This window comes from TM7 phylum sp. oral taxon 349, from assembly GCA_018127705.1.
GTDB lineage: Bacteria > Patescibacteriota > Saccharimonadia > Saccharimonadales > Saccharimonadaceae > Saccharimonas.
Window position 1 is genome coordinate 285,870 of sequence record CP072328.1, and the last position, 20,785, is coordinate 306,654.

Sequence of the window (20,785 nt, forward strand, 5' to 3'; positions counted from 1 at the left end):
GGCCTTATCGTCTAACGGTTAGGACACCAGGTTTTCATCCTGGCAATCCGGGTTCGATTCCCGGTAAGGTCACCATCAAAGGATTTATCATCCATTCGGATACGAAACAGCTCGTTTACCTCTGGTAGCGGGCTGTTTTTGTGAGTTCCAAACTTTATTTCATCGTAGGTGGGGATTTTGTTAAAGATGGCGGCGAAAAAGGCGGCTTTTCGCAAGGGATTACAGAGGTCAAGTAGTAGTTCTGGCAGGTGTTCCAAAATATATTTAGCGTATTGCAAGACTTGGTTGAATTCGGCTTGCAAATTAGGCTGATTGGCGATTTCTTTGTCTAGGTTTGCTAGTTCGTTTTCGGCGTTAACGATATCCTCTTCCAAGTACGTAAGTGCTGTTTTGCTCGTAACAACGCGCATTTTGTCCACGGTCGCCCGAATCTGGTTTTGCAGGCTCTGGCGGTGCTCTAGGCGCTGCTGATTAGCTTCTAGCTGCTTTGCTTGGCGTTCGCGCCACAGCTCGGCAATAGCAGCGATAATGTCATCAACGTACTCTGACTTTACGGTAATAGTCCGTACAAAATCCTCAATCGTCTTGTCGAACTCGGGCTTGGGCACGCGAAAATAATGCCCATTGCGACTACAATGATACGCCGGATAATACGCGCCCATCTTGCCACGCGAAGCGCTGCCAGAAAGGGTTTTGCCGCACTTCGGACAAGCAACGACCTGTTTGTACGGATATTCTGGATTGTAAATTTGTTTATTTTTCAAATGCTCGGGCACAGATCTACGCTTGATGGTTATCATGTCGCGGCTGTCAATTTCCACAAAAATTCGTCCGCGATTCGCTTCATTAAAAAGCTCGATGCTAACCAATCCATCAAACTGCGCCTTGACTGGCTGGTCGTGCGTCCATTTTTCTTTGATGATACCGCAATAAACCAGTTTACTAGCGTATTGGTCAATCATTTTGGCCGTCATTTGCTTGCCGCCAATTTGCCGCTTAATTTTGGTTCGGTCATATTTATCGCGCACAATCGTAACACGCGAGCGAAACCCCATCGAATTTAGTTCGTCCGCGATTTGCTGATTGGTATAAATATGAGCGGCGCGCATTTCAAAAAGTTTGATAATAAATTTCGCCTCGTTCTCATCAGGCTTCAAAATCGTACGCCGACCATTTTTCGTATCCACCTTAACACTGCGAAAACCATAGTGCGGACGACGCATCCAATAACCGAGCTGAGTGTAGCGAATTTCCGCGCCAATCATCCGACTCATGATGTCGCGCATCTCGTCTTTGGCACGCTCTGCTTCCAAGTATTCCGATTTTTGCGTTGGGTTAAACTCGCTCCAATAATACTTAAATCCGGTGTGCTCTAACGTGTTAATTTGCTGTTTACCAATTACGCCGTACATATCCTCAAGGGCGATACCCAGCCGCGTCAACTGTCTCTTCAACGGCGAATAATAATCGCCGCCACCGCGCGTAAAGCGGTCGATTGATTTAATCAGCACGACTTGAAAGCCTTTGCTTTTGTCTTTGCAGGCGTCGATTACTTTTTGCATCGGCTGCGTTTCGTGTGACGCTGATTCAAGCAAAATAATCGTCTCGGTAATTATGATATTGTGCGCTCTAGCGTAAGCTTCGCCTTGCTCGCGCTGCGCTTCGGGCGAATCACCGTCAAGACCTTGCTTGTCAGAAGAAACGCGTATCGCCAGCAAACCAATTCGCGGCTGATTATTTGGAGACATTTTTATCATCCTCCAATATCGTAATTAGCTTTTTGGCAAACGCACCATCTTCTATAATTTTCTCGACGATTAAATTTGCCACCAGCCTAATCCGCTGCTCGGTCGTGAACGAAAATTGCTTCACCAGCGGGGCTTTTGGTTTATTTTTACTTCCTTCTGGTCGCGCCATAATCCCTCCTGTCGCGACTCGTCATAACATCAACTAGGCTTAGGCTGCTGCGGACGCCCGCGCCCAGAACGCTCCTGCAAATCCTTTTCAATCAGCTGCTTCAACTCTTTATCGCCAACCGTCGCTAGCGCCTTAAGCACCAGTTCCGTCAGGCTCATGCCTTGACTATAAGCAACGGCTTTGGCCCGGTTGCGCACTTCTTTTGACGTGTCGATTTGTAGCTGAATTCTTGATTGGCTCATTAACCCCAGTATACTACATGGGATGATAGCCAAAAAGCGCTACTGCTTGAAGCCTAGTTTTTCGTGTTATTAACGAGCCAGTTTTATGATTAAACCTCTACTTAAATTGTACTACTTGTACTACAAATATTCAATAGTTTTTATCTATTTTATGATGTAAAATATACCGAATATCGATATACGGCATAATTCATCTATAAAACTACTGTTATCTATTGCTATTTTTCTCTTCTTTGTATATAAATATATTAGAAAGGAATCGTGAAAGGCTGGTAATGAAAATGGACAAACGTTCAGTTCTCAAGCAGGGGCAGATAGACATACTGGAAACGCTGTACAAATATCGGTTTGGTAGTCGTCAACTGTTGGCGGATAGTCTGGGTATTAAGTCGGGTTCAAATTTGTTTGAAAAGTTGAACGTGTTGATGAAGCACGGTTTTGTGGCTAGACGATATGACAAAAGCTACAAATTGCGAGGTGTGCCAGCGGCGTATTATTTGACACCAAAAGGACTTAGGCAGCTGCAATCAATTCATGGCAGCGAACGCGTCACCGACGCCATCATCAAAGCGAGCTACCGCGACAAAATCGTTGGTCAATCGTTTGTTAATCATGTGGTTGAAGTCTATGCGCACGCCAATAGATTGCAGCACAAACATCCATCCTTAAAAGTATTTTTGCGGCGCGAAATGACGCTTTATAGTTACTTTCCAACCAATCCACCCGACGCCTTTTTGTCACTCAAAATGGCTGACGGGTTGCGGCGATTTTTCTTCGATGTCGTATCCAAAGACACGCCGCCTAGTGCCATTAACCGCCGCCTGGTAAGTTATATGGAATTTTTCGATGACGGCGGCTGGGGCGTGACAGGCAGCGATTTACCAAAGCTCCTGTTTTTACTGGAAAATCCAGCCGCAGAAAATCGCTTGCGGCGCGCTGCTCATGCCGTGCGGAGCCGGTTTGACTTGGATGATGAAATCGAGATATACACGGCGACGACTGAGAGTTTGCTGGGTGAAGATTCTGCGATTTGGTCGAATATTGACGAGCCTGGCGAACCCCTTTCATTAGATGGGTTGTGAATTAGTTTGAGGATACGTGGGCGTCAATCGGCCGTGCGATGATTGCAAGTGCGCCCCGGGCGAGCTTGCAATGGTCGTACGAAAGCCGCCGCACAGCTTTCAGGATTAGGCTTATTTCGCAAATGACAGACAGATGGCGCGTTTTGTGCGCCAGCGCAGTGCGCGCTAGCTGGCTTGTCTTTTTGTGAAATAAGATAATGATTCATCAACTAATTTCACCAGCTTTCGTCCTAAGCTCGTTCATTCTTACATCCGCTCATCTTGACTGCGCTAGTAAGGCGCATGTCGAGTGAGCGGGGTAAGTATGGACGCTGTTTGGTGATGTGTGAATTGAGTGTGAGATCAAGAGTTGAAGCTTTCTTTATTCGGGCAGTTTCTCGTCATACCCAGGACGGAGAAGTTAGCGATTATTTTCTATGATCTCTTGCCAGCCGACACGACCGAGAGAGGCTGTGAGCAAGTCGCCCAACAAGCCTGATTCTTCTAAGCTGCCTTCAAGTTCATCTCGAATCAACGACTCAAGTTGCTCAGCTTGTTCATATTCATCGCATGTTTTGATAATGCGGCGCACCTCATCGCAGTACGTTTCGTCGTTCGCAAGCCACAGATTCATTACCCACGTCTCGCGATTACTCCACCCACTATAAGCGGTGGCGGCTGCTACTTGCTTTGCTACGATTGGCATATTTCCTCCTTTACTTTACGTAACGGAGTCTACGTACAAGCTCGCACGGCAAACCTGTCACAGGTAGAGATTCTCCTGAAAATACCATCCAAAAAGACAAATGATTTTTATGGGCGAACACTACCTTGATAGGTTTGTACGAGCTGTATAATTGGGAGGTACGTGAAGTGAATTATCTATCGGTAGACCCCACAGGAACGATTACATGGGTTAATGTTATCCCGCTACTTGTTGTCATTGCGTCACGGATTCGATTTTCTATATTTTTTAAGGCATCTACACTATAGTTAAACTTAGCATAATTAATGGTCTCGGGGAACAGTAAGCTACTTATCGGCGAAGCATTTTTTTGGCACCCAGTACACCAAGATACTCCATTATCTATAATAAACACGTGCATGGAAACGTTGCGCCTTACTGCTTCGTACAAAACCTGAATTCCTTCATGGTTAAACGAGCAATCACCTAGTATAGCTATGATAGGGGTATTAGAGGCTTGATATAGTCCTATTGCTATCGGGATGCTAGCCCCCATAGAGAGTGCCACATCAACTGTATCCATTGATTCGACAGTAAATTGTGCAATATCAGCGATTACCTTGGCTCCATAGTGTAATTTTGCCCTACTAACCAGGGCAAAGAGCGGCTCGTATCTAAACCACTTCTTCATTTCAATTGTACCAGCAGCATCAGATACGGGACTCAGCGGTACTAAACTTTTAGGCTGATATGCGATAGATGCCTTATTGTATAAGTATGGTCCACCAGATTCAATAATATAATTTTGAGAATGACTTTTTAGGTGTTTATTCAGGGCGTCAGTTGGATTGGGTATCGTATTTATTTTCAACCTACAGCATACTGTTGCATTGCTAACAGTATCATTACAAAAACCAAAGCTAGTGATTGCACATTTATTAGAGGAGTGGTTTTTAGTAGTTATGGAATATATACTGTTGGCAGCATCCTGAAATAGCCTCCTCTTTCTTTCAAGCCTCAAACTTTGCTGCCTAAAATAATATGGATGAACAACATATTTCTGCGGGTTGTTGGGCGCAGGATCTTTATGGATACTATTAATTTTCCTTGTTCTAGTGTATTCTCCCACGGCTACTAAGGCTTGGTTGGTGATGCGCACTACAATCGGCACATCAAGTTTCTCGGACAAGTAAAAAGAACGTCTTGCAAAATCGTAGGCAGATTGCAAAGACTCTGGTTCATATAGAAATCCCCCATAACAATCAACTAGCTCTCTGGTGTCTTGGCTTTCCTGCGATCCCCATACTTCAATGTCGTCGGTTACCAATACCACCATGCCTGCGTTAACACCTGATATTACAGAGTGACTGTAGGCATCACTTGCTATATTTAATCCTATATTTTTAAATCCCACCAGAGATCTCTTTCCCCCAACAGAAGCACCATAGGCTTCTCCGTATGCAACCCTTTCATTAACGGATATATTAAAATCAGAGTCTATCTTTTCAAGTACTGCTTCTGATTTGAATCCTGGAAAACCATATACTAAATCAACACCGCCATCAATAAATCCATCTGCCAAAGCATCAATTATACTACTCATATCGACTCAAGTATGCTATCTGCTATTAAGCTTTTATCTAATGGTAAGTTGTTCTGTTTTTTAACAAAATTTATTACTAAGTTGGCATTGTCTCTCAGGTTGTCAGGATCGTTACTCGAATTTATGTGTAACAATTTCTTGTGTGGACTATAGGTAGAGGTTAATATACCATCGTACTCGGTGTTAAAAAACTCATATGCACTCTCCGTCTTCAAAACCTCTGCGCTAATTTTTCTGTCGAGCCGGGCGGTATATGTTTCACTGTCCTTGGGTCTAACAAAAACAACACAGTCAGGAACGGAAACTAGCCCGTCATGAATAGCTTTTCTGTATGCATATTTGGCGTATTCATATGCGTCATATTCATTGGGTGCTTTTATCATTTTTGTATATTTTTGAAACAATATTAAGGATATAAAGAATCTGTCTATGAAGACTACCGTGTCATTAGTGTACTTCTCTATCGTATTTTTACGCAGCATATCCAATTTAATGAAAAAATCAACGTCCTTAAATGCGACCTCTTGGGACATATGTGGGTAATCTGGGTACTGAGAGGTTGAGTCTACATACCTGTCATATTCACCAACACAAGCAAAGCCGCTGTTTTTATTCAGGTAATTGAGTAAAGTAGTCTTTCCTGCGTAGGCGTGACCTTCAATTGCACATAATACAGTCATATTGACAAATATACTATTTTTATTGTAACATTGTCAATGACATGAAACCTAAATTTATTCATCTTGAAGGCACAGACCTTTCAGGCAAGACTTCTGTTGCAAAACGCTTACTGCGTAAAACACCTTTTTTTATATCAACACAATAGTATATCGACTCATAGTCCTGAAGGGTTGGGCAGCGAACTTGACAAGATGGATGAACTGGGGCTGTATAGCCATACGACCTTGAGTCTAGGATATGCCGCTTGTGTGTTAGCTGACATTGATCGATTTGAATGGCCCCGCAAAGACACGGTTCAAGATTCAAGCTCAAGCGTTAGATGTCTGAGTAGATTGGCGATTGACGGACAGGATGCCTTATTCGACATCGTGCGCTCAAGAGTCGAACTTGATCATCCAAGATTCACCAGATCATACTATCTGACAACTACTATTGATGAGAGGGTAAAAAGAGCAAACAATATGATTAGTCTTACAAGAAATGACCTTATGATTCTACACGACACAAAGAGGTTTGCTGCAATGGACAAAGTAGCACTATCCATATCTAGAGAATTGTTTAACTCTACAGTCATAGATACAACAAATGCAAGTCCCGATGAAATAGCAAATATAATAGAGCAAGACCTTAATGAATAGTAAAATTAGAATAGCCATAATTGGAGGCGCTGGTTTTTGGGCTAATGACGGACATCTACGCAACATCCATAAAGCTGTAGTCGAGGAACCGGATATAGAGGCAAAAGTAGTTGCGATCGTAGACCCAATAAACCCCAAACTTCAGTCAAGCAAAAGAAAAGAGCATCTTGAAAGGGTTCTGCTGACGGACAATCCCTTATGGATCAATACAGACAGTCATAGTAGCGCCTCATCTGTCGTGAAAGCTTTAAAGCATCTGAAGATAAACTTGGCCATTATAGCATCTCCCCCTGTATATCATGCGGAATACGTCCTAGAGTGCATAAAAAATGATATTAATGTAGTTTGCGATAAGCCGATAGTCTCCAGAAAAAACGCATCTCACGACACTAAGGCAGCCTCTTCAATATCAGAAGATTTAGATATAATATGCAAAGAGTATGATAAGTCTTTGTTGCGAAATCCTAGACTACTCTGTGTATCTATATTGCGCAGAAGAGGGCTATCGGGATTTTCTGAAGTTGCTAGAGAGCTGAAAAGTGTACATGAAGCTTCAGGTGCCGGCATTAACAATATGTCAATTGTCGTAAACAGCGGTAAGTATCTGCACCCCAACGAGCTAACCATCAATGGTGCTCACGGCTATCACGACGGAATTGGGGCATTGTCCCATTCGGCGTACCACTACATAGATATACTATCTTGGTATATGTCTATAGCCCATGGAGCAGCGCAATACCTACGCCCTAGACTAAATCATGTAATGAGAGTACATGATTATTTGGAATCTGGTTTATATAAACTAACCCCACTTTTTAAGAGTAGTTCTGTGCAAATACCCCAATTGTCGGATTCTATCTTAAAATCAGAACTAAATACTAGCTACTCCATAGAAATACTTGACAAAAATTTACGACTGCTAGGAAATATACTATTCACCTTTAATCAGCTTAGCTATTGTCCCCGAACCTTACCACAGCTAAGCAGTAATTTAGATCCAGGTAATTACGCTGGTGGAGGAAGAATATCTAACTGCATTATAGATATTCATCAGGGCGCTATGCAAAACTGTTATATATACAAAAACGACACAGTCTTTGAACCGTATACGCTAAATACTAAAATAACAAAACACCCCAGCTTAACAAGCAATCCTGCTACCACAGAAACTAACTTAAGCATTGTGTATCCATATGAAAATGGATACACTTTAGCTGATGCTTACAGGGATCTATTTAGCTATTTATCAGATAGTAAATCTCAAATGATACAAAGCCCCGTACTGCGACCCCTATTTGAAGAGCGTATAGCGACTGACCTATATAGCAATTTTTACGAGCTCCTTTCAGATGAGAATAATACAAGAGAGATAAGGATATTAAATGATATACAGAGATGAACAAGACTACATTAAGTTAATAGCCAACATTGCACACGATGTGCATAAAAATAAAGATTTCCTACATCTAACACCTAATGAAAATATTCTATCTCAAACAGCTAGAAATATATACAGCACACAATTATCTGATAGATATTACTTTGGTGAATCCAGCAATGGACGCAACGTTGATTTGTACGGATTTACTGCGCTCGGGTATCCCGGTATTGATCGACTAATACAAGAAGCTAAAGATGTATTTAAAAAGCGACTATCAGTATGTCAGGTTAATGTCTCACCTCTGTCTGGAATACATGCTATGATATGTGCCATAGTGGGCGCAACTAAACCTGGCGACAACGTGCTTACATTAGGTAAACTCCTAGGAGGACACTACGCCACCGACCATGTCCTTAAAATGTTAGGCAGGAATCCCATAAACATACCCGCTAGTAAAAATAGAAACAAACCCGTAGACACGGAATCTTTAACACGACTCATAAAGCAAACACCAGTAAGAGCTATATATATTGACCCTGCCTATATCATAGACGTGATAGACGTGAACCTATTACGTAGTATTATGGGGGATGAGACCATAATTATATATGACGCAAGCCATACGCTGGGTCTAATATTGGGAGGAGCTTACAAAAACCCCTTAACAAACGGGGCGAATATTATATGTGCCAATACACATAAGACCTTTCCTGGTCCTCATAAGGGAATTATACTATATGGCGACAAGAAAATCTCTTTAGCTCAAGAGTCTGATGCTATTCTAAATAAAGGTTTATATTCTAGCGTACATACCCATTCTACAGTGGCGCTTGCTATCACCACTCTTGAAATGGATCTCTACGGAGCTGATTATTCTAATAAGATTATAGAAAATGCCAACAACCTGGGCGGATATCTGGCTGCCTGTGGAGTAGTTTCCAATACGGCTATAAATGGTCACTACACCAACACTCACCAGATACATATACCTATTGATAAATATAGTAAATCATACTCCGATCTCTACGATAGGTTTTATGAAAGCCGCCTTGCAGTTGCTTTTGACGTAGATCCTTACGGATGTAGATTTATAAGACTTGGCCTTCAGGAGATCACAAGAAGGGGTATAGATTCTAGCGGACTTGAGCTCTTGGCTCATACAATTAGCCAAATATTAACCGATTATCAACCTGAGGTATGTGGTAAAAATATCAGTTCAGTCAGACAATCTTTAGGTGATGAAATTAAATATTCGTTTGACAAGGGGGTAGTATGAACGAAGAAAGCATAAAAATAAAAATATCTAAGCCTTTTGGCAACTTATATCGCAACAGATGTGTACTAGTAGCAGCCTTTGACGATAGTCATAATCTACTGCTAGGAGCAAAACCCGATTTTTATCCGCCTGGAATAGTCAGGTTACTTGGAGGGGGGGTAGACGAAGGAGAGAATATCAAAGATGCTGCGTGTCGGGAGTTGTTGGAAGAAACTGGGGTTGCTGTACATAAAGATAAAATGCACATAAAGACTAAATTTAGTATACGAGCCATCGACTGTGATGGCAATGCTTACAACAATGACACATATTTAGTATGTGCAAATATTGAATCTGCTCCCGTAAACCCGGGTGACGACGTAAAGCAGATAATTAAATATAAAAGCCAAGACCTAGAAAGACTAATAGACAACTACAGGAAACTAAGCCCTAGTCTTTGGTATAAAGGAGCGGAGGGGGAATTTAGTTGGTATGATTACGCACAAGTTTATACAGTGATTCACAATAAGGTGCTTGATATGTTCTAGAGGGTCGCACTATATGAAACTGTCTGTAATAATGCCAGTTCACAATGGAGAGAAATATATAAAAGAAACTCTCGATTGTTTACTTCGTCAGTCATTAGGTGATCAAGTTGAGTACATCATAGTCAATGATGGATCTACGGATCAAACAGCGAGAGTGCTATCGGGGATAAAAGATTCACGAATGACAATCGTACATAGAGGTGTTTGTCACGGGGTGTCGCAGGCTAGAAATCTAGGGTTATCGCTAGCTAGGGGCGATTATGTTATGTTTGTTGATTCAGATGATCTGTTTCATGGAAGAATGCTGGAAATACTGTATAATCTCGCGGCAAGAAGCAATGCCGACATATCTATATGTAATTATGAAAGAGTATCTTTGTTGACGCGTAAGACTAGTATAGGCATAAACGACACATCTCACATACCAACAGCGACATTCAAGGCCTTGGATATGCGTCAAAGTATATTTAATACGTTTGATGGTTTTGTTTGGAATAAAGTTTTTAACAGAAAGTTCTTGATAAAAAACAATATTCTTTTCGATGATAGGTTATCAATATGTGAAGACAGCCTATTTGTATATAAAAGTATATTAAGCGCTGATAGAATCTGTTTCACTAACCGTTTGCTAATTAAATATAAGGTGGATGATTCTGCAAGCGCAAGCGCTGGCGCAAAATTTTTCATAAGCGATATATGCTATGCAGTAGATGAGCTAGCTCGTTTTTTAATAAGAATAAACAAATATGCAATATTTGAATATAGTTTTAAGCTTTGGGCTGAGAGAAAGTGCTCCTGGGTTCGTACAATGATAGATGGTGCTTATTCCGCTCGTATTGAGGAGATTATGAGAAAATATAAACTGAACGATAAAGGATAGCCGGCTATAGACTGGTAAAAGATCGTTACGCTAGATTTGACATTCAACCAAAACTCTGCTATATATTTACCTAGAGGCTATTATTAACACATCTCTGGAGGGCATCTCCAGAGATATTTTATATCAGCCATTTTTACGCCAAATATACATTTACATCAACGGGAGGCAACCATGACAAAAACTACTGTATCCAAAAATCAGTACACCGATTCACGCGATTTCATGACAAGCCTGCTGTTTCGTAAATGGACTATCGCAATTATTCTTTCTCTCGGGGCTGAGACTAAACGCTATTCTGCGCTGCATCGTTCTCTTCCGGGGGTGACTCAAAAAGTGCTCACCGAGCACCTCAAGCAGTTAGAACGCGCCGGCATCGTCCGGCGCTTTTTCTATCCGACGATTCCGCCACGGGTCGAATATGAATTGACGAAAACTGGTCTTGAATTATTGAAGTTGACGGGCGATATAACCATGTGGTTTGATTCTCATTCTGAAGTTCTGCACAAGTCCCAGAAAACCTACGACAAGAAACGCGTGACCGTACTGCGGCGATTATAAGTTACGCTTTTTCTCTATCGCTTCCAGCACTTCGCGGTGTCGCAATTTTGCTTGTTTTTGCTTACGACTACTCCGCCGCATCAACCGATATGGAATGAACAAAATTCCAAAAACAACATAAATCAGCACATACCAAAACGCCACAAAAATCCAAGCAAACAGAATGAGCGCAGAAGCCACCAAACTGAGCAACACTTTCATAGCCGGATTATCTACATCCGTGATTTTCCAAATAAGTTTTGCCGAACCACTAAACGATAGCGGCGAAGATATGACAACCTTTTCAGATTTTAACTTGCCCATATTTTTAGTTTACTTGTAATTTTTATTAGTGTAAAGTTAGCGACAAAATATATTTTTTAGTAAGTTCGTTAATTTAATTTTTAACTCAAACTAAAACATAACTCTACCTCTATAAATTTAACAAACCTCTCAGAAACTAACATACTAATATCGCCGTAATAGACTTTTAAGTGCCGTCTTGCCAGGTAAAATGATGCCTGCTAACGTAAAAATAACAGAGGTAAACACAAAGTTCACGCTCTGGCGAAAGGGAGTTTATGGTGTCAAGAAAAACATATTGTTTGGCGGCAATATTTATCGCGGCTGGAGCGCCACTTGTATTGGCGAACGTAGCCTTAGCTGCACCTGCGGGTGTCAGCAATGTCGAGAATTTTATACGAAGCGTCATCCAAGTGGTGGCGGGACTAGCCGGTCTGGTAGCGACCGGCTTTTTTGTTGCCGGCGGCTTTACCTATATCACTAGTTCGGGAAATCCCGAGCAACTCGACAAGGCAAAGCGTACTATCACATGGTCGGCAATTGGTTTGGCAATTGTCATCGCGGCGTTTGTTTTGGCGAATATCGTAACGACTTTAGCGCGACAAGCCTTCGGAGGATAGTCACCCATGTTCGACTTTGTCGATATTTTTACTAGCAATTTAGTATTCTTTGCCGATACGGCTGGTGCCATAAAAACTGTGCGCGATTATGTTTTGCCGACAGCCAAAATTTTATCTGGCATAGCGTCGTTGGCTTGCGCTTTCTTTTTGGCTCATGCTGGTTATATTTACATGATCAGTAGTGGCAAGCCAGACCGTATGGAATATGCTAAAAGTATTGCCAAAAAAGCCGTGATTGGGCTGGTCATCGTGCTGGCAGCTGTGACGATAGTTTCTATTTTGAATGGTTCATATCAAGCGGTGCAAAATCCAAACGACGCAAACCTACCGAACCTGCAAGCCGTTACACCCAAGTCAGAAAACAACGGTTTGATCGAAATGATTATCAAAGCCGTGACGGGATTATTGTCGTCAATCATTAACGCCATAGCCTCACCGTTTTTGAACGCATTAGAATTTTTCACCAAATCAACGCCGCTGATGGCGAGCAACAAAGCCGTATTTAACTTATGGCTAGCAATCGTTGGCATTGCTGATGTGCTGCTGATTTTAATCGTGGCATTAGTCGGATTTCAGGTCATGAGCGCGTCAAGTTTTGGTTTTGACGAAGTTGGAGTCAAACACCTACTGCCGCGCATAGCGCTGATATTTTTACTAATGAACACCTCAATATTTTTGATTGATGGCATCATTAGTTTATCTAACGTTCTCATCTCGGCAGTCAATCAAGTTTCGGGTGCATCGACCGTTTGGGGTACGCTCATCAAAGTTGTCGAAAAAACGTCCGGTCAGGGCGTGGCGGCGCTGTTAATCATGGTGGCATTTTTGATTTGCTCGGTCATATTGCTGGTGTATTATGTTATGCGCTTGATCACTTTGTTCATCGGCACTGTCCTGTCACCACTGGTGAGTATGCTGTGGCTGGTGCCAGGGTTTCGTGACTTTGCCGAAACTTCGATGAAGACGTTCCTATCAACAATTTTCGTTTTGTTTGTTCATGTGGTTATCTTGCAATTAGCATCGTCGTTGTTCTCTGGCATGGCTACCACTGGTAATAATGCTATACCCGACACCTTGATGGCGATGGTAGCGGGCATAGCAACTATTCTGACTTTGCTAAAAGTTCAAGGTGTGATGATGCAATTTAGCTTCGTTAGCATGGGTGCGCGCAATCTAAAGAAACTGGGCGGTCAATTTATGAACGGCGTCAGCTACATGACGGGCACTGGCTCGAAAGTGGCACACAAAACTACCCAGCGAGTAAAGAATACTACTCACGCCGCCAAAAAAGCCCGAGTTCATTCAACCCTCGAAACAGTGGCGCGCCAAACAAAATCGCCGATGAAAGTAAGTTATCTGAATAAAAAAGGCGATGCGGAAATCACCTATTCGGTTAATCCACGCAGTAAAAATAGTCCAACCGTTGTTAATATGCCCGAGTCAAAACCGCTAAAAACTGGTACAACTTACCGTGCTGGCTCGAAAATAAAATCGACCAAACAACGAGGCAAAGAATCATGAAGACAACAGTCGTTCCCGCACAAGTTACTACCGTGGAAGACCGGATTATCGGTAAGCTTGGCTTTTCGCAAATCGTGCTTTTGATGATTCCTGTTTTCTTGAGTACGGGAATTTTCACATTGCTGCCACCGGTGATGAACGGTGCGCTTCATAAATACGTTTTGATGGCGTTAAGTTTGATTACTTGCGGAATTTTGTCGATTCGCGTTAAGGGCAAAATTATCGCGCTTTGGCTGGTGACGGTGCTACGCTACAATTTACGACCGAAATATTATTTGTTTGATAAAAATACCACCGCATTTCGCAATGAATATAAAAATACTTCGCGCGAGGATGAAGAAGTCATAAATCAGCCAGCCAAAAAGCAGCAAAAGCCAGAAAAATTAGACGATATATCAACTATCAAAACCCGCCAAATTATAGACGACCCAACCGCTGATGTTCGTTTTGAAACTGATAAGAAAGGGGGTTTGCATGTTCGGTTTACGAAAGTCAAACACTAAATCTAACGCCAGGCGGCAGATTGCGCTAAAGGGTGTGCGCGACGGAATTTTATTATTTCCGCAGAATAATTATCGGGCAATTTTGTCCGTTTCGGCGCTGAATTTTGAGCTGCGTAGCGAGGATGAGCAAGACGCAATCATTGATACCTACGAAAGTTTTCTCAATTCGATTGGTTGGCCGATTCAAATTTTAGTACGCACGCGCGAAATTGATATGGACGGATATTTAGAGGATTTGAACTACCGATTGCAGAGCGAGACGATTCCCGTTTACAAAACTCAACTGAAAAATTACGATGAATTTATTCGTTCGCTCATCACCGACAACAAGATTTTGACACGGCATTTTTATATCATTATTCCTTTTCGACCGACCGACAACAAAGCTGATTTTGATTTAATCCGCGAACAGCTCAAACTCCGCATTGATATTATCGCCAAAGGTATGGCGCGGCTCGGCATGCGCGCTGATCAGCTAGATAGCCTCGAAGTGCTTGATTTGTTCTATAGTTTTTACAGCCCAGTGCAAGCAAAAATTCAGCCGCTAACTGAACGCGCATTGCAAACAATTCACACCGCACTTGTGCTAGATGGGAGTAAAATTAATGACTAGAAAATCACGTACACCAATATTTATCAAAAGAATTAGTGACTCAATTAGTGCTCCGAAACGCCGCCGCGACCGTCAGCGCGAAGAGCAGCAAAAAGAACTCAATATCACGTTTGGTGAGCAAGACGCACTAGATATCTTATCCTACTCTGGGCTGGAGGAAAACGTTGATCATCTTTGCATCGACGGCGTGTACATGCGCACGTTATTTATTTCTGGATATCCGTTCGTGGCGAGTTCGGACTGGATGGACAGCTTGATTCATTTTAATCACGATATCGACATTAGTTATCACCTACACGAAGTAGACGCCCGAGCGGCACTGCCAAAACTAAATCGTAAAATTACTGAGCTTGAATCCACGCGTCGTGCAATGATGCGCGAGGGACGGATTGTCGGCTCGGAGATTACCGACCCACTTGAATCGGCGATTGATTTGCGCGATAAAATTCAACGCGGTCAAGAAAAATTATTCCAAATGGCGATATACATTTGCATTCGCTCTGAAACGAAAGAAGAACTCGATAAAACCACCAAGTTGCTTGAAGTAAATCTGTCGGCGCGATTGTTTTATTCAAAAGTAGCGCGCTATCAGCAGCTGGAAGCATTGCAGTCAATTTTACCACGCGGCGAAGACCAACTGGCGCAAAAACGCAATCTCGATAGTTCCAGCGCAGCCCTGACGTTTCCGTTTATGTCATCAGAATTAGTACAAGAATCGGGCATTCTTTACGGCGTTAATAAATCAAATAATTCGTTGGTTATTTTGGATAGGTTTAGTCTGCATAACGCTAACTCGATCACATTTGCGCAGTCGGGTGCTGGTAAAAGTTACACCACCAAAGTCGAAATTTTACGCCAACTCATGCAAGGCACGCGCGTCATCGTCATCGACCCAGAACATGAATACAAACGCCTCACCGAATCGGTAAAAGGCACGTACATAAAATTATCCGCCAAAAGCAAACAGAAAATTAACCCCTTCGACCTAGCAACGACCGTTCACGAAATTAGCGACCTGTCCGGGCATACGCAAGATTTAATGGACGTAATCGGTTTGATGGCTGAAAGTTTAACGGCGCGCGAAAAAGCCGCCATCGACAAAGCGGTTTTGAAAATCTACAAAAAGTCAAAAACTAAGCAGCCGCTTTTAGAAGATTTATATGCGGAACTTCGAAAGTTGGGTCAGTTAAAATTGTGCGAAAAATTAGAAAAATATATTTCTGGCTCGTTGGCGGATGTATTTAATGCGCAAACAAATGTTAAATTAGACAACCGCTTGGTTATTTTCGACATCAAAGATTTGCCAGAAAATTTGCGTCAAATCATGATGTTGATCATCTCTAATTTTGTGAAAAATCAAGTTATGGCTAAGCCGGAAAAACGGCTGCTGATTATCGACGAGGGTTGGATTTTATTGCAACACGAGGAGTCGGCGCGGTTCGTAGCAGGACTGGTGCGTCGGGCTCGCAAATATTATCTTGGCGTATCAATCATATCGCAGCAAGCCAACGATTTTCTAAAAAGCGAATACGGCCGCGCCATCGCTTCACAGAGTGCACTGCGAATTTTAATGCGCCAGGATACGACGACTATCAAAGGCGTGGTCAACGAATTTAACCTCAGTGAATATGAGCAAAGTTTTCTGCTTACTTGCGAGCGAGGCGACGCTTTGCTTATCGCCGACCAAAACCATGTCGCCGTTAAAGTTGTGGCAGCCGAAAAAGAACATCCACTCATCACCACCAACCCTGCGGAGTTATATTCATCATGAATGGCGCAGTAATTTTGTTTACAAATTTTGGCTTCAGTATTAAGAAGATTCTGGTCATAATCATCGCTACCTTATTGCTTATTTTGATGTTTCCAATTCTAGCTATTTCATCGCTTGGCTTGCCGGCGGTGAGTTTTTTAGCAAATGCACCAAGTGCTAAAGCGGCGGAAGGGCGCGGATTTTACAGCGGCGGCGTGATGCCCGGAAATACTTATGCCTGGGGCAACTGCACTTGGTGGGCGTATGCGATGCGCCGGTGGGCAAACAGTCCGATTCCGAACACTTGGGGCAACGCTAATACCTGGGATGATAATGCCAAGCGCGAGGGCTACATCGTCAATGATACGCCAGCGGCTGGCGCAGTTTTTCAGACCGACGAAGGTCCTTATGGTCATGTTGCATATGTGATAGAAGTTAATCAAATCAGCGGTGATTGGAAAATTTCTGAAATGAATGCGCGCGGTTTGAATATAGTGTCGCAGCGCACTTTTTCAAAAGAAGCCGCCAAGGCGTATAAATTTATTCACAATAAACCAGGAGCGCAGCCATGGAATCCGCAACCGATTACCTCGCCACCGCCTTACGGCTTGGGTCGATAGTTTTAGGTCTAATAGTGTTTGCGATTAGCGCAGTTATTCTGTGGTTGGTGATTCGTTTTGTTTTGAATCGTCGATATTTACGAATTCGAGACATGATTTGGCTAGAAATTACACCGCCAGCCACGGTTGCTAAAACACCCGAAGCAACCGAACAATTATTTTCGGTGATTCATGGACATAGAGCAGCGCGCTCGTTCAAAGAAAAGTTGCTCGACCGGTCGCCAGTCATAAGTTTTGAAATCACATCAACTAAAAAGCACGGTGTGCGGTATTTGGTGCAGGTCGAACGGCGTCACGTCGCAAACATACAAAAAGCAATTACATCGTACATTGCCGACTCAAAAGTCCGCACGGTCAAGCGGAAAAGTGGTGATAATTATCAGGTCGTTGAATTTCGAGAAACTGGTCATTATGTTTTGCCGCTAGCTACAAATTCTACGCTAGAGCAACGTGATCCGCTGAGCTATGTAATGGGCGCGATGACTAGACTGAACGATGATGAGGAGATTATTTTACAACTCGTAGCAACACCGACTCGTTTGCGTGAAGCAGAAATTTTATCGCATAAAATTCTCGGCAATGAAAATATTTTGCAATATGTTAGCAGCAAAAACTTACCAATTCTCGGCAAACTAGTTAGTCTCTTTGGTAAAATTTCTTCTGGCGCAACCGACCTCATTGGCGAAGTTTATACTAGTATGACGGCCAATCACCGCAACTACTACAATTCAAAAACCACACTCCCGCGACAGCAAATCAAGGTGTCGCGAGACGACCGTCCGACGCGTGTGCTCAGTGCTTTTGAATTGGAATTGATGGAGACCATGCACCAAAAAGTGACTCGTCCGCTATTTCGCGTCAACCTCCGAGTCATGGTAAATAGCCCAGAGCCAAAGAGGCATATTGCCGCTCTTAAATCTGCGCTAGACGGTTTTAGTACGCCGCCATATCAATCACTCAAGGCGAAATATCGTCTGCCGATTTTGAATAAACTGCTAATTCGTGCAGTCACAAACCGTCTGCCGTCATTGCAGAAAAGTAGCTCCGTAATTCTCGCTTCTAACGAACTCGCCAGCTTATTCCATTTTCCCTCAAGTTATCATAGCAAGACAGACAACCTGATAACTTCGCTAAGTCGCACACTGCCCGCGCCGATTTCACTCAAGCAATCAGAAAAGTTTGATGTGGTTATTGGCGAAAATCATCATCACAATACAGTGACGCCGATTGGTTTGACGGAGGCTGAGCGTGAGCGCCACCAATACGTTATCGGCGGTACAGGCAGCGGTAAAACTACGATGTTGCAATATCAAATCGTGCAGGATATTTGTAGCGGCAAAGGCGTGGCCGTAATTGACCCGCATGGCGATATGGCGGAGACGATTTTGCAGCACGTTCCGCCAGAGCGCCTTGGCGACGTGATTTATTTCAACCCCGATGATTTGGATTATCCGATTGGTTTGAATTTATTGGAGCTAACACCTGGGCTAGATGGCAGCGAGTTGATGCGTGAAAAAGACCTTATCACTGAGTCGGTCGTGTCGATTTTTCGAAAAATCTTTAGCGACGAGGACTCGGGTGGGCATCGTATTGAATACATTTTGCGCAACACCATTCAGACAGCGCTTACACAGGAAAATCCCACGCTTTTCACCGTGTTTGATTTGCTAAATGACCCGAAATATCGCCGCAGTGTTGTTAAAAATCTTGATGATACTAACTTGATAAACTTCTGGAAAAACGAGTTTGGTAAAGCTGGTGATATGCAAAAAGTAAAAATGTCGGCGGGAATTACGGCGAAAATTGGGCGGTTTTTATTTTCGGCGTCTGCTCGGCAAATTCTCGAGCAGCCAAAATCGACGATTGATTTTGACGATATCATCAACTCGGGAAAAGTACTGATTTGTAAGTTATCTAAAGGCCTGCTTGGTGAAGATACGTCTGAACTGTTTGGAATTACCGTACTTGCGAAGCTTCAGCTCGCAAGTCTCCGTCGCGCCCGTCTCAAACAGGCGGAGCGACGGACGTTTTATTTGTATGTCGATGAATTTCAGAATTTCGCCACGACGTCATTTGTGCAAATGTTGTCTGAAAGTCGCAAATATCGCGTCTTTATGATCATGGCTGAGCAGTCCACTTCGCAACAAAGCGACCAGCAAACAGTGAATATAATCCTGGCAAATGTTGGCACGATCATCTGCTTCCGAACCGGCAATCCGCAAGATGAACAGCGTTTGCTGCCGATGTTTAGTCCATATATTGAGCCGGGTGAAATTAGCAATCTGCCAGCGTACAATTATTACGCTCGACTGGCGGCGGTACACGCGCAAGAGCCACTGTCTGGGCAAACTTTATTGCTGGAAAATGAGGGCGATGAAGCGGTGCGAGACGAAATTGTTAAACATTCACGAAAGGAGTTCGCCAGGAAACGACACGAAACTTCTGAGCGAAAAAGTTCTGGCAAGACTGTATCGAAAAAAGCTACGAGAACCAATAGGTCAACGAAGAAAAAATCACAGGTTAAGTCGGAGCCGATGATAGATGAAACCTGAGGCTTTAGCTGGGCATAAGCGACATCTGGTGATACAATAATAGACAAATGGGTATTCCTCAATCAAGTATGAAAATTCTGTGGGCAAAAAGCGGCAGTCGCTGCGCAAAGTGCAACGGTCCAGTAGTTGAACATCAGACTGACGCCCTGATTCCTATAGGAGAAATGGCTCACATTAAGGGACATAAGCCGAATTCTGCACGCTACGATCACAGTCAGAGCGATATCGAACGTCATTCCTATAATAATCTTATTCTTCTTTGCCCAACATGTCACACTATTATTGATAAGTGTGTAACAAAATACTCTGTTGACTATCTTCATGAAATCAAATCTTTGCATGAGGAGCGCATTGAGCGAGCCATAAAGAAAAGCTTACCAACAATCACGTTCAGAGAACTCGAAGAAACTCTTCGGCACGTAATAGACAATCCCCCTTTGAAATACGATAATGAAGACTTTAGACTGATACCTATAAAGGACAAAGTGCGCAAAAACAGCCTAAGTCCACAGACAGAGCAAATGTTAAAAATGGGTATGGCTTCTGTATCGCTGATTGATGATTTTTTAAACAAAAATGCCAGCGAAGACTATCCAAAAAAATTAAGGATATTTTTCGTACAAAAATATAAAAATTTAAGAAGAGATACTGACGATGGGGATGTTATATTTTATTCTCTAGTGCGAGCAGCCTCTAATGACAGTAGCGACCCTCGTCATATGGCTGCAGCTTACGGAATAGTGGCCTACTATTTTCAGCTATGTGAGGTGTTTGAAAAATGATAATACTCCCAGATAAAACTATTCGCGTGGGGTTTTCGGTCGTTGGAGTTGGCGCAATACTTCTTCAAAGCATAGATTCAGTTGAAACAGTGA

At 42.8% G+C, this 20,785-nt stretch carries 23 protein-coding genes, 1 tRNA gene and 1 pseudogene; 17 read left to right on the top strand and 8 right to left on the bottom strand.

The window, feature by feature from the left end; all coding sequences use genetic code 11:
* Both J5A52_01500 and J5A52_01505 read left to right on the top strand, forming a co-directional pair.
* Positions 1–75 (top strand) — tRNA-Glu (locus J5A52_01500).
* Positions 76–749: 674 nt separating this feature from the next.
* Entirely contained in the window at positions 750–1,064 is a 315-nt protein-coding gene (locus J5A52_01505) for a hypothetical protein (protein ID QUB37759.1), read from the top strand.
* A 351-nt stretch (positions 1,065–1,415) separates the two neighbouring features.
* Here the strand turns inward: J5A52_01505 and J5A52_01510 are convergent.
* The 3 genes and pseudogenes from J5A52_01510 to J5A52_01520 form a co-directional block, all read right to left on the bottom strand.
* Positions 1,416–1,757, bottom strand: a pseudogene (locus tag J5A52_01510) (recombinase family protein).
* On the bottom strand, positions 1,735–1,917 hold the full coding sequence (locus J5A52_01515) for a hypothetical protein (GenBank protein ID QUB37760.1): 183 nt from the start codon (positions 1,915–1,917) through the stop codon (positions 1,735–1,737). Before J5A52_01515 ends, J5A52_01510 begins: the two are co-directional and overlap by 23 nt.
* A gap of 29 nt (positions 1,918–1,946) precedes the next feature.
* A complete protein-coding gene (locus J5A52_01520) occupies positions 1,947–2,159 on the bottom strand; it encodes a hypothetical protein (GenBank protein ID QUB37761.1) in 213 nt (70 codons plus the stop codon).
* Positions 2,160–2,440: 281 nt separating this feature from the next.
* Between J5A52_01520 and J5A52_01525 the strand changes: the two genes are divergently transcribed.
* Positions 2,441–3,241 (top strand): replication-relaxation family protein, encoded by an 801-nt coding sequence (locus J5A52_01525; protein QUB37762.1) that lies wholly within the window; start codon positions 2,441–2,443, stop codon positions 3,239–3,241.
* Positions 3,242–3,264: 23 nt separating this feature from the next.
* Here the strand turns inward: J5A52_01525 and J5A52_01530 are convergent, their stop codons facing one another.
* The 4 genes from J5A52_01530 to J5A52_01545 all read right to left on the bottom strand — a co-directional run bounded on the left by J5A52_01530 (position 3,265) and on the right by J5A52_01545 (position 6,188).
* Positions 3,265–3,447 carry a hypothetical protein gene (locus J5A52_01530; GenBank protein QUB37763.1) on the bottom strand — a complete coding sequence of 61 codons (183 nt, stop codon included), beginning with the start codon at positions 3,445–3,447 and terminating at the stop codon, positions 3,265–3,267.
* Between the two features lie 194 nt (positions 3,448–3,641).
* Complete coding sequence (locus J5A52_01535; GenBank protein QUB37764.1) at positions 3,642–3,926, bottom strand: hypothetical protein; 285 nt, start codon at positions 3,924–3,926, stop codon at positions 3,642–3,644.
* 172 nt (positions 3,927–4,098) lie between these two features.
* A complete protein-coding gene (locus tag J5A52_01540) occupies positions 4,099–5,508 on the bottom strand; it encodes a hypothetical protein (protein QUB37765.1) in 1,410 nt (469 codons plus the stop codon).
* On the bottom strand, positions 5,505–6,188 hold the full coding sequence (locus tag J5A52_01545; GenBank protein ID QUB37766.1) for a deoxynucleoside kinase: 684 nt from the start codon (positions 6,186–6,188) through the stop codon (positions 5,505–5,507). Before J5A52_01545 ends, J5A52_01540 begins: the two co-directional genes overlap by 4 nt.
* Before the next feature lie 333 nt (positions 6,189–6,521).
* Here J5A52_01545 and J5A52_01550 point away from each other — a divergent pair, with 333 nt between their 5' ends.
* From J5A52_01550 to J5A52_01575, 6 genes are all read left to right on the top strand, one after another.
* Positions 6,522–6,827, top strand: a complete 306-nt coding sequence (locus J5A52_01550) for a hypothetical protein (GenBank protein ID QUB37767.1) — start codon at positions 6,522–6,524, stop codon at positions 6,825–6,827.
* Entirely contained in the window at positions 6,820–8,226 is a 1,407-nt protein-coding gene (locus J5A52_01555; GenBank protein ID QUB37768.1) for a Gfo/Idh/MocA family oxidoreductase, read from the top strand. The genes J5A52_01550 and J5A52_01555 overlap by 8 nt, the downstream gene beginning before the upstream one ends.
* Positions 8,210–9,484 (top strand): hypothetical protein, encoded by a 1,275-nt coding sequence (locus J5A52_01560; protein QUB37769.1) that lies wholly within the window; start codon positions 8,210–8,212, stop codon positions 9,482–9,484. The genes J5A52_01555 and J5A52_01560 overlap by 17 nt, the downstream gene beginning before the upstream one ends.
* Positions 9,481–10,011: an NUDIX domain-containing protein gene (locus J5A52_01565; GenBank protein ID QUB37770.1), complete on the top strand. Its 531-nt coding sequence runs from the start codon at positions 9,481–9,483 to the stop codon at positions 10,009–10,011. The genes J5A52_01560 and J5A52_01565 overlap by 4 nt, the downstream gene beginning before the upstream one ends.
* A gap of 13 nt (positions 10,012–10,024) precedes the next feature.
* Entirely contained in the window at positions 10,025–10,891 is an 867-nt protein-coding gene (locus J5A52_01570; GenBank protein QUB37771.1) for a glycosyltransferase, read from the top strand.
* 222 nt (positions 10,892–11,113) lie between these two features.
* Positions 11,114–11,449 (top strand): helix-turn-helix transcriptional regulator, encoded by a 336-nt coding sequence (locus J5A52_01575; protein QUB37985.1) that lies wholly within the window; start codon positions 11,114–11,116, stop codon positions 11,447–11,449.
* On the opposite strand, the gene J5A52_01580 is transcribed toward J5A52_01575, so the two are convergent.
* Entirely contained in the window at positions 11,444–11,752 is a 309-nt protein-coding gene (locus J5A52_01580) for a hypothetical protein (protein QUB37772.1), read from the bottom strand. The genes J5A52_01575 and J5A52_01580 overlap by 6 nt on opposite strands.
* Positions 11,753–12,009: 257 nt before the next feature.
* Here J5A52_01580 and J5A52_01585 point away from each other — a divergent pair, with 257 nt between their 5' ends.
* Genes J5A52_01585 through J5A52_01620 form a run of 8 tightly spaced genes read left to right on the top strand, consistent with a single transcriptional unit; the run spans position 12,010 to position 20,692 of the window.
* The gene (locus J5A52_01585; protein ID QUB37773.1) at positions 12,010–12,351 is read left to right on the top strand and encodes a TrbC/VirB2 family protein; all 342 of its coding nucleotides are present in this window, start codon (positions 12,010–12,012) and stop codon (positions 12,349–12,351) included.
* Positions 12,352–12,357: 6 nt separating this feature from the next.
* The gene (locus J5A52_01590; GenBank protein ID QUB37774.1) at positions 12,358–13,872 is read left to right on the top strand and encodes a hypothetical protein; all 1,515 of its coding nucleotides are present in this window, start codon (positions 12,358–12,360) and stop codon (positions 13,870–13,872) included.
* On the top strand, positions 13,869–14,375 hold the full coding sequence (locus tag J5A52_01595; protein ID QUB37775.1) for a PrgI family protein: 507 nt from the start codon (positions 13,869–13,871) through the stop codon (positions 14,373–14,375). The genes J5A52_01590 and J5A52_01595 overlap by 4 nt, the downstream gene beginning before the upstream one ends.
* Entirely contained in the window at positions 14,347–14,988 is a 642-nt protein-coding gene (locus J5A52_01600) for a hypothetical protein (GenBank protein ID QUB37776.1), read from the top strand. Before J5A52_01595 ends, J5A52_01600 begins: the two co-directional genes overlap by 29 nt.
* Positions 14,981–16,759 carry an ATP-binding protein gene (locus J5A52_01605; protein QUB37777.1) on the top strand — a complete coding sequence of 593 codons (1,779 nt, stop codon included), beginning with the start codon at positions 14,981–14,983 and terminating at the stop codon, positions 16,757–16,759. Before J5A52_01600 ends, J5A52_01605 begins: the two co-directional genes overlap by 8 nt.
* A complete protein-coding gene (locus J5A52_01610; GenBank protein QUB37778.1) occupies positions 16,756–17,358 on the top strand; it encodes a CHAP domain-containing protein in 603 nt (200 codons plus the stop codon). Before J5A52_01605 ends, J5A52_01610 begins: the two co-directional genes overlap by 4 nt.
* Positions 17,307–19,910: a TraM recognition domain-containing protein gene (locus J5A52_01615; protein QUB37779.1), complete on the top strand. Its 2,604-nt coding sequence runs from the start codon at positions 17,307–17,309 to the stop codon at positions 19,908–19,910. The genes J5A52_01610 and J5A52_01615 overlap by 52 nt, the downstream gene beginning before the upstream one ends.
* A 47-nt stretch (positions 19,911–19,957) precedes the next feature.
* Positions 19,958–20,692 carry an HNH endonuclease gene (locus J5A52_01620; GenBank protein QUB37780.1) on the top strand — a complete coding sequence of 245 codons (735 nt, stop codon included), beginning with the start codon at positions 19,958–19,960 and terminating at the stop codon, positions 20,690–20,692.
* Positions 20,693–20,785: the final 93 nt, after the last annotated feature.